Origin of the sequence: Paraburkholderia sp. SECH4 (assembly GCF_030511745.1) — a bacterium.
Taxonomy (GTDB): domain Bacteria; phylum Pseudomonadota; class Gammaproteobacteria; order Burkholderiales; family Burkholderiaceae; genus Paraburkholderia; species Paraburkholderia madseniana.
The window spans coordinates 29,041-42,303 of sequence record NZ_JALOCP010000021.1; the positions used below are offsets into that span (position 1 = coordinate 29,041).

General features: G+C 54.3%; 10 protein-coding genes. 8 read left to right on the forward strand and 2 right to left on the reverse strand.

Annotation, left to right across the window (positions count from 1 at the left end):
- Nucleotides 1-3 precede the first annotated feature (3 nt).
- The 4 genes from M0D67_RS25295 to M0D67_RS25310 all read left to right on the forward strand — a co-directional run bounded on the left by M0D67_RS25295 (nucleotide 4) and on the right by M0D67_RS25310 (nucleotide 4,872).
- The gene (locus M0D67_RS25295; RefSeq protein WP_266240220.1) at nucleotides 4-783 is read left to right on the forward strand and encodes a DJ-1/PfpI family protein; all 780 of its coding nucleotides are present in this window, start codon (nucleotides 4-6) and stop codon (nucleotides 781-783) included.
- Between the two features lie 178 nt (nucleotides 784-961).
- On the forward strand, nucleotides 962-1,360 hold the full coding sequence (locus M0D67_RS25300; RefSeq protein ID WP_266240221.1) for a Rid family hydrolase: 399 nt from the start codon (nucleotides 962-964) through the stop codon (nucleotides 1,358-1,360).
- 250 nt (nucleotides 1,361-1,610) lie between these two features.
- Complete coding sequence (locus M0D67_RS25305; RefSeq protein ID WP_308112596.1) at nucleotides 1,611-3,074, forward strand: benzaldehyde dehydrogenase; 1,464 nt, start codon at nucleotides 1,611-1,613, stop codon at nucleotides 3,072-3,074.
- A 148-nt stretch (nucleotides 3,075-3,222) separates the two neighbouring features.
- Nucleotides 3,223-4,872, forward strand: a complete 1,650-nt coding sequence (locus M0D67_RS25310; RefSeq protein ID WP_266240222.1) for an NAD(P)/FAD-dependent oxidoreductase — start codon at nucleotides 3,223-3,225, stop codon at nucleotides 4,870-4,872.
- 343 nt (nucleotides 4,873-5,215) lie between these two features.
- On the opposite strand, the gene M0D67_RS25315 is transcribed toward M0D67_RS25310, so the two are convergent.
- Nucleotides 5,216-5,845, reverse strand: a complete 630-nt coding sequence (locus tag M0D67_RS25315) for a VC0807 family protein (RefSeq protein ID WP_266240223.1) — start codon at nucleotides 5,843-5,845, stop codon at nucleotides 5,216-5,218.
- A 1,169-nt stretch (nucleotides 5,846-7,014) separates the two neighbouring features.
- Between M0D67_RS25315 and M0D67_RS25320 the strand changes: the two genes are divergently transcribed.
- Nucleotides 7,015-8,097, forward strand: a complete 1,083-nt coding sequence (locus tag M0D67_RS25320; RefSeq protein WP_266240224.1) for a porin — start codon at nucleotides 7,015-7,017, stop codon at nucleotides 8,095-8,097.
- Between the two features lie 16 nt (nucleotides 8,098-8,113).
- Nucleotides 8,114-9,433: a TniQ family protein gene (locus tag M0D67_RS25325; RefSeq protein WP_266240225.1), complete on the forward strand. Its 1,320-nt coding sequence runs from the start codon at nucleotides 8,114-8,116 to the stop codon at nucleotides 9,431-9,433.
- Nucleotides 9,434-9,714: 281 nt separating this feature from the next.
- On the opposite strand, the gene M0D67_RS25330 is transcribed toward M0D67_RS25325, so the two are convergent.
- A complete protein-coding gene (locus M0D67_RS25330) occupies nucleotides 9,715-10,893 on the reverse strand; it encodes a hypothetical protein (RefSeq protein WP_266240226.1) in 1,179 nt (392 codons plus the stop codon).
- Nucleotides 10,894-12,412: 1,519 nt separating this feature from the next.
- Here M0D67_RS25330 and M0D67_RS25335 point away from each other — a divergent pair.
- Nucleotides 12,413-12,715, forward strand: a complete 303-nt coding sequence (locus tag M0D67_RS25335) for an HU family DNA-binding protein (RefSeq protein ID WP_266240279.1) — start codon at nucleotides 12,413-12,415, stop codon at nucleotides 12,713-12,715.
- Nucleotides 12,716-12,921: 206 nt separating this feature from the next.
- A complete protein-coding gene (locus tag M0D67_RS25340) occupies nucleotides 12,922-13,128 on the forward strand; it encodes a hypothetical protein (protein ID WP_266240227.1) in 207 nt (68 codons plus the stop codon).
- Nucleotides 13,129-13,263 lie beyond the last annotated feature (135 nt).

The window sequence follows — 13,263 nt, forward strand, 5'->3', positions numbered from 1 at the left end:
GCAATGCATCATATTCGAAACCGATCCGAGGATGTCATTATGTTAGATATACTGAATAATATTGATAGCCAAAAGAAGCTATCCGTAGCAATGGTACTGTTTCATAGGGTGACGCTTCTGGATTTAATCGGGCCCGCGACCGCTTTGGGGTTTCACGCTGACGTTCATTTGGTAGCGAAAACAATGGATCCTGTTGCAAGCGATCAGGGCGTCAAGATTTTGCCGACGTGCACATTTGACGAATGTCCGAAAGACCTGGACGTCCTGTTTGTGCCTGGCGGGGTCGGAGTCCTCGACGCGATGATGGACCTGGAACTATTGCACTTTGTGCGTGACAGAGGCGAGCGAGCAGGATACGTGACGTCCGTCTGCACGGGGTCTCTTATACAAGGCGCTGCGGGACTTCTCAAAGGCTACGAAGCAACGACACATTGGGGCTGGCACGAAGTGCTGTCATCTCTCGGCGCGATACCTGTGAAGAAGCGCGTGGTGCATGACCGGAATCGAGTGTCGGGTGGCGGAGTAACCGCAGGATTGGACTTTGGTCTTGGACTGCTTGCGATTTTGCGTGGAGAGGAGGCTGCCAGGACGGTACAGCTCATGATGGAATATGATCCTGAGCCTCCGTTCGACGTTGGAACGCCCGACAAAGCGGGGCGCGCAACGGTTGAAAACGCGCAGCGCGTGCTCAACGCGACAGCAGAGTGCAGGATTATGATCGACCGCCAGAAGGAGTTGGGGTTTCCCTTGGAGAGGAATCTCTCATCGAATGCATCCGCCTAGCTTTCGGAAAATTCAATCAGAACAGAAAATTGGGCTCCGGCTGACGTTCGAATATCACTCAAAGAACTGTGCGGCGCACATCTGAATGGTGCATGCGCCGCATCTTTGCCGCGGTGGTGAGTCATCGTCATCTAGCGTAATTCAAAGTAATGCCAGCAAGTTAAGCGAGGGAGTGCTTATGTCCGGAATCGTCTATATACACCATAAAAATAGAAGCGATTTATATGATAAATATAATATATCGCCTGCAACACTAAGTGGAAATATTTTGCTGATGTCTGGTCTGGTTGGATTTCGCCCAGATGGATCTGTTGCTGATTCCCTCGAAGAGCAGATAGAACTGATTTTTGAACAGGCGAAAGATGTTCTCGAAGAAGCTGGTGGTGACTTTTCGAATATTGCGTCATTCGATACATATCACACTGGCGAAGTAGCGATCTTCGACCAGATGGAGGCGTTCATGTCTGTCAGAGATCGGTATGTTCAGCGACCGGGTCCGGCGTGGACTTCGCTTGGAGTCAGTGGCCTCGCGATTCCGGGGGCGGCTATTGAAGTGAAAATTACCGCTTACCTATAAGCGTTTCCGGCGAATTTCGAATGCTTGTGTCCGACCAACTTGAGAGGCTATCGAACCCAACCCGATGTAGCGAGTTTAGAACCCGATTTGGGGTAAGGCTTAGAGGGTGAAGCATGCTTGAGAAATATGATTGTTATCCAAAGCCATGTTTTTGTGTGGTTGGGCAGCATCAACAGCATATCAATGACATTGATTCAATAAAAAAGCGAGAATTACAGGTTGCGAACGATATAGAACCATGGAGGCGACAATGTCTAGTATGTCGAGCAAAGAAGCTTGGTCCGGAAAAATTTTCGTGGGCAATTGGACAGAAGGAAGCGGTGGTCGCGCCCCGGTTATTGAGCCAGCTACCGGCGCTGAAATCGGCGTAACGGGGATCGCGACGGTCGGAGACGTTAATGATGCGGCGGAGCGCGCTGCTTCTGCTCAGCGTATCTGGAGTTCAATGTCGTTCGACAAACGCGCTGCAGTGCTTTATGAGGCAGCTAGTTTGCTCAAAGCGCGCACTGAGTTGGTCAATTTCTGGAATATCAGGGAATGTGGATCAATCAGCGCAAAAGCTCAATGGGAGCTAGATGCGGCGTACGACCAGATCTTGGCGGCGGCCGCGTTACCAATGCAGGCTACAGGAATGCTGTTCCCATCGGCCATGCCGGGACGGACCAATACGTGGCGGCGGATTCCGATCGGTGTTGTGGGTGTTATCGCTCCATGGAACTTTCCGTTGCTGCTGGCGATTCGTTCGATCGCTCCCGCGTTGGCATTGGGCAATGCGGTAATACTAAAGCCCGCTCCCCAAAGTACAGTTACCGGGGGCGCCTTGTTGGCCAGCCTATTCGCAGATGCGGGTCTGCCAGAAGGGGTTTTGCAAGTACTTCCCGGTGACGCGTCAGTGGGCGATGCGGTTGTGAGGCATCCGGCCATAAATATGATCTCGTTCACAGGATCAACTGATGTAGGGCGCCAGATCGGGGAGATCTGCGGTCGCCTGTTAAAAAAATGCTCGCTCGAACTCGGTGGCAACAACCCGATGATTGTGCTGGCCGACTCAGACATTGACGGCGCAGTATCTTGTGCTGCCTGGGGCGCATTTCTGCATCAAGGGCAGATCTGTATGCAGACCGGACGGCATATCGTACATCGAAGCGTTGCGCACGAGTACGCTACCAAGCTCGCTGAGCGTGCCCGTCGTCTGGTGGTTGGTAATCCTGGCACGAGTGATGTTCATATTGGCCCGCTTATAGATGCGCGGCAGGCAGAACGCGTTCATCGAATTGTTATCGAGTCGATCGACGCCGGCGCAGAGCTTGTGGTGGGTGGTTCGCGTCGAGGCAACTTTTTCGAACCCACGGTGCTGATGAACGTGACACCTCAGATGTCAGCATTTCAGAAAGAGATATTTGGTCCGGTTGCTCCGATAACAGTATTCGATTCCGTTGATGAAGCGATTGAGATCGTCCACGCGAGCGAATATGGGCTTGCTGCTTCCGTACATTCCCGTTCGATTCCAGCAGCGATGACCATTGCCGATCGTCTGCGTAGCGGAATGATTCACATCAATGATCAAACCGTAAACAACGAATTCCATGTTCCGTTTGGCGGAATGGGTGCCTCGGGGAACGGCGGGCGTTTTGGCGGGCCAGCCAATGTTGAGGAGTTTACGCAAACACAGTGGATTAGTGCGATTGATAAACCAGTTCAATATCCTTTCTGATCATAGACGCTTTGTAGCAGAGAAATTGAACCATCAGTCAGTTGATCGCAGTGGCGTCGGTTTGCAGTTGATGCTTGAAAGAATTTAACGTCGTGGAACAACGGGCGTTCACGCGTTTAGTTTTTAAAAAATCAGGAGACACAAGGCTATGAACGACGAAGGATATGGAGGCAACGAATCGGCCGAGGGGAAGGGTCCATTCGATGTCCTGGTTGTAGGAGCAGGTTTTTCCGGTATGTATGCCCTATACGAACTGCGACGGCGCGGATTCACCGTGGCCGTTGTCGAGGCTGGCTCTGACGTCGGTGGAACCTGGTATTGGAATCGGTATCCCGGCGCGCGTTGCGACGTGGAAAGCATGCAATATTCATACTCTTTTTCTCCTGAATTAGAACAAGATTGGAAATGGAATGAGCGTTACGCAACGCAACCTGAAATTCTTCGGTATGCGAATCATGTAGCGCATCGTTTTGATTTGAAGCGTAACATTCATTTCAACGTCCGTGTGCGTTCTGCATCGTTTGACGAAGAGTGTAATCTCTGGACGGTTACAACAGACACTGGCGAGCAGATCTTGAGTCGCTATTGCATCATGGCGACGGGCTGTCTTTCGTTACCTCGTGAACCGAATATACGCGGGCTGTCCTTCTTCGAAGGCGCGCAGTATCACACCGCCCGATGGCCGCGGGAAGGCGTTGATTTCACTGGGATGCGCGTCGGCGTCATCGGCACGGGGTCCACGGGCATTCAGGCGATTCCGCAAATCGCCAAGCAGGCGAAGCATCTTTACGTGTTCCAAAGAACGGCGAACTACAGCGTCCCAGCCAAGAATCGTCCACTGGATGAAAACGAGGTCGCTGAGTTCAAGAGCCGCTATCGTGAGCATCGTCAGCGCATGCGCACGTCTGGTTCCGGAACGCTCTGGACTCAGGAGAATAAGTCCGCGCTTGATATTTTGGATGGGGAGCGCGAAGAAATATTCGAAGCAAACTGGAACCGAGGTGGTCCTGGTTTGGTGCAGGTGTTCCCGGACCTTGGGCGCGATCTTAAGGCTAACGAAACACTTGCGAAGTTCGTGCGAACAAAAATCTGTCAAGCCGTGAGCGATCCGGTAACTGCAGACGCCCTTGCGCCGAAGGATCACCCAATTGGCACGAAGCGAATTTGCGTTGATATCGAATACTTCGAGACTTATAACCGGCAAAACGTCACGCTGATTGATCTGAAGAGCGAGCCGGTGGAGCAGACTACCCCTGGCGGCATTGAGACAAGTGCAGCCAGCTACAAGCTCGATTGCTTGGTATTTGCAACGGGTTTCGATGCGATAACTGGCGCGCTTCAGGCAATCGATATCCGCGGACGTGGAGGAAATTCTCTCAGGGAAAAGTGGGCGGGCGGTCCTCGAACCTACCTTGGCCTTGCAACGGCTGGTTTTCCCAATCTTTTTATGGTGACTGGACCGGGAAGTCCGTCAGTGCTCAGTAATATGTTTGTCTCAATTGAGCAGCACGTCGAATGGATCGCTGACTGCCTTACCTATCTCCGCAAGAATGAAATGGATTTTATAGATGCCAACTCAGATTTTGAAGACAGATGGGTTTCGCATGTCAATGACCTAGCGGAGCAGACTCTATTTTCCCACGCAAAGTCGTGGTACTTGGGTGCCAATGTGCCAGGCAAGCCACGTGTGTTTATGCCGTACGTCGGCGGTGTTGGTGCATACCGTGAGAAATGCGAGCAAGTGGCGCGAGACAACTATGAGGGGTTCACAACAACCGTGGCTGTGAAGCGGCGGTAGGGGATCGTCACTGCGGTGTGACACGCTGTTTGGCACGCGGGCTTCGGAACTGCTGTTTGTCCGCCCGATCTATCTGGGCGAGACAAGGCGATTTCGGCGTGGAACGCGCGCATTCCTTCGACGAAATGAACCGCGCGCGATCCAGCCGCATTTCTGTATTCGCCTTTGGAAAGCCGAACGTGTCCAAGTGACCAAAATCAGGGTCGAAAAAATGGGGGAGGCCCATAGATTTAGTGTGACGACGCCGTGCTCGGTCTCGCTGTCGTGGCAAGCTCGGAGCACTCATCCGCCTTGTACGCATCAATCCCTACCGTAACCCAGATGCGTCCAGAGGGGTCGGTCATCAGCCTACGATTGATGCCGCGCTCTGCTTTCCGATGTAATTACGTCGGTACAAGATGGTCCAGACTGTCAGGCCAACGTACGCAGCGTAGCTGATGTACGAAGAGACGCGGTGCGCCTCGTCGTCACTTAAGTTATAGGTGAACCAAAGCCGCGCCATATTTTCCGCAACAAGGCCGATACCCCATGTGGCGGTCATTATCCGGATCGACTTTACGAGCGCCGGGCGAGAGTGCCACATTGCGTCAAATTCGAGCTCTCCGCCCTTCCGTTCGCGTGCCATCGTCGACCGCGCGAGATAGAAGACAAGCGGTCGGCGCAAAAGAATCGACCCGAGGAAGAGCAACCCAATAATGCCACTCACCAACGGCTCACGCGCAGCACGACCCCATTGCATCGGGCTTGCTATAAGTAGAAGGAGAGACATGCCAATTCCTGCGAGTTCGAGCGCGCTGAGCGCATCGAAGTGCCGAAATTGAGCAAGGTCGACGATCATCCATGTTAGCAGCGGCACCGCGGAAGCGATCAGTGCCCCGATGGCTCCGTAGTACGGGAATGCGACCCGGTACGCGGCAGCTGGCAATATCACGTTGACGATAAACGCCAGTAGGTAACGAGTGGAGAGGATCATCTAGTTCGTCTCGCGCTCAGACCGAATGTTGCGCCGACTCGACGCCGCCACTCCGAATGTGCACTGTGGGTCAATATGTTCTCGATGGAAAAACTTGCCACGTAATCAATCGTTCTTCACAAATGGTACCCCCTAAAAGGTCCGCGCCTACTAGGCAAAGGATGCCGTGTTTGGGAGTAGAAAGCAATTAGCCAATGGCAGCTTCTGACCGATTCTGTTTTAAACAGACTTGCGTTTGGGTGTGACGAAAAAATACTACGCCGCAGATTTTACTTCGTATCGTCAGAAAATATTGGAGCTTGATCGAAGTTCCGACTCCGTCGCGCATCACATGTGCATGCATAGCGCTGGTGAGGATGGGAAGGTCACTAACTGGCATAAGGTGCACTACGGTGCCCGCGCCCAAGGCCATCCTCATACCACTTCACGACCGATGCCGCCATCGGTGCTGGACGCAGATCCGTTCCAGATTCGCATTCGTCTCTGCCGATCCGACCTCGACGCAGCACACCGGCTTGTCGAGCGCTCGCGCCAACACCTCGATTTGACGCGGCACGCTGACCACTTCGCCTCCGGTGAGCCGGAAGATGGGGCCTCTCAGCACTTTCAATTCAAGTCAGATGAAACTTGGCTGCGAATCAGGAACGGTCGAATCCGCCACATTGTGGCGATGCCTGTGTTTGAGACCTGTGTTCGCGCGGTACCGGGATATAAGATCAATCCAGCTTAGAGGCAGACCTCTTGCCCATCGGAGGAGATCGGAGGGAGCTGGATGCGCTCAAGCTGTGAGAATAATTCGGTTTCACTGTCGGTCTCGACACCGTGGACGACTCGGCAAACAGCGATACCGTGATTGACACCGTACGGCCTCGTCGGCTAGATCGTTTGTCGAGAACGAGGGCTTTGTTTCGTCCAAGGACGAGATAGATAAATTGATTTGGGTGGAACAGCGGTCGGAATAATGCGTAGATGTAGCTTTCATTTCGCTGGCCACCGTAGGTGGCGTTGTTGATGTTGAAGTACAAATGGCACAAAGGTAGAAGCGAGATCGATAAGCGGTATTCGAATGCCGCGTTGTACGACGTCAACGATGTTCTGTAGGTTGGTGTGAGGTGCCGTTACGATTCTCTGTTTCTAGCTTTATATAAATATATTTGGAGATCTAATAAATGAAAAAATCAGTAATTGTGTTCGGATTACTAACGTGTGTGGCAGGGTCGGCCGGTGCTCAAAGTAGCGTAACACTATATGGAATCGTAGATTCTGGCCTTATGTACACGAGTAACGTCAACACCGGAAAAGGAGGCAAGTCTCTCTGGCAGGCAACGAGCGGGAATCAATATGGCTCGCGCTGGGGACTGCTTGGAACCGAAGATCTAGGTGGAGGTCTGAATGCTATTTTTAGGCTTGAAAATGGCTTCAACAGCACGAATGGGACCTTCCAGCAGGGTAATCGTGAATTCGGGCGCCTCGCCTATATGGGGGTAACTAGCGAGGATTTCGGCTCATTCACGATGGGCAGACAGTACAACGCGATTCAGGATTTTGTCGCGCCCCTTGATACTGCTTCTGTGCTGACACAGTTTGCTACGCATCCCTTTGACAACGACAACTTAGACAACACCTTTCGCACCGACAATTCGGTGAAGTATACGTCTCCAAGCGTGGGAGGATTTCAAGCGGAAGCACTGTACGGATTCTCGAATTCTACAAATTTCGCAGACAATCGTGCTTACAGCTTCGGCGCTAGCTATGCAAAGGGTGGTCGATCGCATTACTTCTGCTCGTGCAGTTTTTCCTTCCTTGCTGCGCCCGCTGGATCAGGCGGCACAACGTCGCTATATCCGACACAGGATGGTCAGGACTTTGCGAAGGCCATTGCAGTTCTACACCGCCGTGGGTTTACTACGGCAAAGCTTGCACGCATATTCGATCTGGGCAGGGCGGAAATCCTGCAATTGCTGGAAGCCAGGGTCGAAGTCGTTCCGTGGAAGTTACGCACAGAACGCGCGAAGCATCTCGCCACGTGGGTTGAACTCGTTGAAAGCTGTGGGAACGCCGATCTTGCCTTTGCGAAAAATCACGCGCTCTGGTTCTCGCTTGGCACGTTAAGCCGGACCGCACCGGACGCGGTCAGACCTGCGGACAGAGTGGCTTTGAGAAGTGCTCGCATGGCCCGCGGCGAGCGACAACACGGCCGGCGAGCCTTCGCCCTTCGGTCACCATGGAGACAATTCGCTCGCGAGAAGTAGCGCGACTGGAGAGGAAATGACGATATTCCTCGATGAGCAAATGAAGGATGAGCCTCTTTTTGGCATCGTGGCACGGTATCTGGAGGTGGCCCGACACGGCAATGTTGATGAGATCGTAAAGCGGCTGTTCGGGCGTGTATGTAGGGCGTCATCGATGGGAATGGGGCTTGATCATGTGGCTCGAGAAACGCGCGTCTGCTGGGGCTACTCACCTGGAACGATCGCGCGGAAAATGACCGTTCTCCAGTATTTTTCGTCCTTGAGTTCGCCGGAAAGAAGCTCTCGCTGCTTAAAGCGGATGACCGGAAATTTACCGTCAGTCGCGAAGCAGCAACAACCGCCGGCAACGCTCAGGACCGGTCTGCATGGCCACAGATACTGTAAGACCTGCTTGCTGCAGGATCGCCACGCATGGGAAGTGCCGCACTGGCGGCGCTGCCATCAACTGCCGGGTGTCATATATTGCCACTTGCATGGAGAGCCGTTGTGGGAGGTGCCAATCCGAAAGATTCGCAACGCTCATGGAAGGTTCTATACCTGTGCCCACGGCTATTTGTCTCCACTCATCGCGGATGCACTAGGCGCCGAGCCGATCAGTCTGGACCTGACGAGCACGCAGACGAAGGGTTGCCAGAAAATTGCAACAATCTCGGCGAGGCTGCTAAGCGGTGAGAATGCTATCGATATATCTGAGTTTCCCAGAGTGTTTGCCGCTTTCATGTCAAAGAGCTCTCCGTATCTCGGCGCCCGTCGGCGTAGCCTTTGTATTGCGCGACTCATGAGGGAATGCTTTGGAGACGAATACTTGAACATGCACGTCCCTCGGTTGAATTACGATAACTTTATTCCGACGATCGGCAGCGATTATTCGCAACCGCTTCGAAAGGTGCTTGCACTTGCATTGATGGAGCTTGTCGCAGATGAGCCGCACCTTGTAGCGGATTCTCGTTTCAGCGATCTCTACGATCACATGTCTTCCGATCAGGTGGTGCGCCTGCCAGCTTTAAGACCCTTGCCGACAATGGCGTGCCCGAGCGTCTTTGCGCAACACGGACCTGGACACCTAGTTGAGAAGGTCGGTCGGCGTCCGAGCAAGATTCAAGCTGCGTGCGGCTGTGGTATGTGTTTCACTTTTGTCCGGTCGGCAGGCAGTCTGGACAGCATGCGGATTACAAGATGGGGACCCGACTATGCGGCGGAGATCAAAAAGCTTCGGGCTTCCGGACTTATGCCGGCGGCAATCGCGCGCCGTCTCGGTATGCCGATCCGGACGGTTATGAATCTTCTGGAAATCCGCGGTCCCGAGTCGGCAACTGTCGATCCAGCAAGTGACTAACGAAGCTCCCATACAACTGCCTGAATAATTGAAGCAGATCTGGCCACGGCTCTTCGGTCCATACATCTATTTTGTAACAAACGCTAACAGGTCTGTCAGGCACCGCAATTCCAATTGTGAAAATGAAGCGCCTGGCGATCCAGGCTGGCGTTCCTTTTTACCTCTTCCACTTGAAAATCCGTTTGATCCATCCCTAATTTTAGCATCTATCAAAGTGCCCGTTGTTACTCAGGGGTACGGACTTGCGTGCATTTTTTGTAAATACCACAACGCTAGAGATGTCAGCTACAAACTTTCGACGGCGGCGAGCGACAGCCACAGGCTTCAGAAGTCCGCATCCGCTTGACGTCGGGGTACAGACTTTTTTGTGCGTTCACAATAGTTGTAGACACACAAATTAAGCTGCACTTTCGACATGCACCGCATTTCGCACAAAAAAGAACGCAGCTCCGATTCCATGAAGTGAAATTCCGTTCTTCGATGCGGTCGGACGTGTAGTACGCACCGTTCCAGAGCAATCCCCTGTCAGTGGGCACCGCCGTTGAGTGTGGCCACGTCGCCATCCGGACTTCATCGATCGAATGCTTACGCAGAGAACCTGTGAAATTGTCCATTCCATAAGACCAGCGGTTGAATGGCGTATCTGCTATGCCCTGAAAAACCATCTCTGGTTGTGCGCCTTCGTGCCCAATCGGCATCCGCATATTGATCAGGATCGCCCTGAGAAGCTTCCGGGTGAACTCAGTCAACGTATCAGTAGCGTCCCGCGCGTAGCGGGGAGCACCTCGGGTCGTCACGTCGCGCTCGACGACGCCAAAGCTCGCGCGCTGGAACTGCACAGGAATAATGCCAAAGCGACGCTCGATCAATCCACGCATGAGAGGGTCAAGGACGCGGACATTACTGATAGAAACATGCAGATCCTGCGTCGCAGTTTTCCAGGCTTGCGCTTTCAGATAGTCGCTTCCGTGGTCCGTCTGAAATCCGATTGACGGGAGATAACGGCACGGCCAGAAATCGGGTCCTATCCGCAATCCATATCGTGCGCAAAACTCATCTTTTGGCGTCACGATATTCTCGAGAACGAGCGCAACACCTTCGAATGACGGCGGCTCTAGCGTAACGTGCACGCCTACGATCATACGGCTCCACACGTCCATCGCAAGGTAGACGGTAGGTCGTCCGATCACTAATGTCCGGTCAAAGACTGAGACCAGATAGACATCGGCGACCGTCGCATCAATCATGTATTGCGCACCGGGGCCCGGGCAGTGCTGCAGCGCATGCCCATGTTTCGGCCGTCCAGTGAGCGCATATTGCCGATCTCCCATGGCACGACGCTTGCGAACCGCTATCGGGACCCTGGTCAGGTAATAATGCTGGAACTGCCTGACGGTGAAACATTGGATCGGTGCGACAGGGAAGAGGTTATTGGATGTCGTGCGGTCGCCAGGCGACAAGTTCGGTCCCCCGGAATGGAATATGGCACTGTCGTTTGAGTAGAGTTTATCGACTCCGACTGGCCGCAGTCGGCGGATTACCATGCAAAACGTTGTAGATCATCTGAACTACGTATGTCGTTGCACGAGGCAGGTTCGTGACATCGGCGGTCAAGTGATTGAACTGGACCTCGCACCAATCGATCAGGTCGGAGATCACCTGCAGATGGGCCTAGGCGGTTGACAGCAAGAACTTTGGTTCTTGGGGGGCGTGGCGCGAAAAAACACGATTCCAATTCCAAATTAAATTCGGAATCCTATATTTAAGTCTGCACTTGGCAAGCTGGACAGACTAGTTCGCGATGATTTCATTTTGCCTTCGTTTTTTCGCTCAATCAGCGCGTTTTGCACGCTGATCGCGCTCGAATCCCAATTCTGAAGCCGTCTGTACGTCTGTTTTCCGCTGGCGGGATGGATGTGGGCATCGTGAGCAGATTAGACGTAATGCACGATGAAGCTGTGACCTTGCGGCAGTTGTGGCTACGGGATTTACCAGGGCACGATGGATGGCGACCGCGCAGAAGCACTGCATTCGCAAATTCTTGCGGTTAAGGGGTAGGCCGCATCAGGCACAGACGTGTCGCTGCGCACAGAGTTATTCCGATTGAGCGGCCTCCAAACTCAGTCGAGGGTGTCAGACGCTTGCAGCTAGGTTGGACTCTGATCTGAACGATATAGAGTGCCACTCCAATGTCGTCAGCACCGGGGCGGGTGCATCCGTCGCTCGGCGCCTTGCCAAAAAGTTTTGAAGCACGAGCCGACTAGTTACCTCGCCTATCAGCCTATTAAATCCTCTGCGTTATCAGGGTTGGAAGGGCGCAAAAAAAATGGCCCGCACCTTCGCGGACCCGGTTCTGGCGGAGCAAGGACGGGCGGCCAGTCTCCCGCCAGCCCCGCCTTGCCCCGTTTTGCGGTCGCGTCTCGCTAGCACGGACGACATCTACATCATAGTCACTGCACCGGCACACGGCGGGGTTTTCTGCCGCACCGCGGGCGGGCACCGACCACAATCGCTCCTTAGGATGAGGACTTGCGAAGTATAGGGAATTGAGAAAAAACGCAAAAAATGATGTAAATGAAGGCCCGGATAATCAGAGCTATCATACCCTTCGTTTCAGGACACTGGCCCTTATATGAACCGGATGACGTCGCCGGATTGACGGGCGCGACCGGAGCCGCGAGAGGCGCGGGCGCAGGCAACAGAAGGCATGGGGCAGTCCGAGGCGTAGTCGATGGTCGCGGCCGGCCGATCCCCGGGGAAGGCCGGGCCTCCGGCGCAGAACCCAGGCCGTTGACCTTTCGCGGTCAGCGTCCCTGACCTTGCATGTGCGAATTTCCTCAGGCGCCTTCAACACGCGAGCGCCCGGTACGACAGGCGGCGACGGGCCGCCATCGGGAGGTGCACCGGGGGCGTGAAACCCGTGCAGTTGCGTGCCGATTGCGCGGAGGCGCGCCGATCGGGTAGGGTGTCGACATCATCATTCACTCAACGAGGAAAAAATCAATGAACAAACAGGAACTGGTGGATGCAGTCGCTGCTGCGACCGGAGAAAGCAAGGCCGCGACGAGTGAGGCGATCGATGCTTTCATTGGCGCGGTCACGGCGGCCGTCAAAAAAGGCGATACCGTGCAACTGATCGGCTTCGGGTCGTTTTCCACGGGCGCTCGCGCCGCGCGGGTGGGCCGCAATCCGGCGACCGGCGCCGAGATCCAGATCCCTGCCGCGAAGACGGTGAAATTCACGGCGGGCAAGGCGTTCAAGGATGCCGTGAACGGGCACTGACAGCCAGCGACAGCCGCAGGCCGCAGGCGTGCCAGCGGCTCACGTTTGCGGGAGCGTCGCGGCCGGAGGCCGGTAGGCCGCGATCGGATGCGCCACTCCGGTGAACAGCCTGGACCCGCCCCGGCCGACCTGGTAGCATCTGGTGCAGAGTTGCCGTAGATGTACATCGGTCTTGCAACCGGTTGGATCCATATACAAATACTGTTATGGAAAAGAAACGATCGCGGATTCACCAGGAGGCCTTGTGCCCGCCGATCGGGGCGCTGTTGCGCTACCGGACGCGCATCGTGCGCGTCATCGCAGAAGCGCGGGGGCAGCGCGCGATGATCGAATCGCTCGACACCACGGGCCAGACCTTTGTCAGCGCCGTCAAGTGGAACAGCCTGCGTGAGCTAGGCGCCCAGCTTTTCTAGTCCGACGCTGCCTTCAGTTGAGCGGGTTCCGAACCACCAGCTGATTGGGCCAGGACGAACTTCCAGTTTCAACCCGAAACGATTGCCGCAACCTTGACGCGAGTGACGTACCCACGTCGGTGTGGATGCGGATTT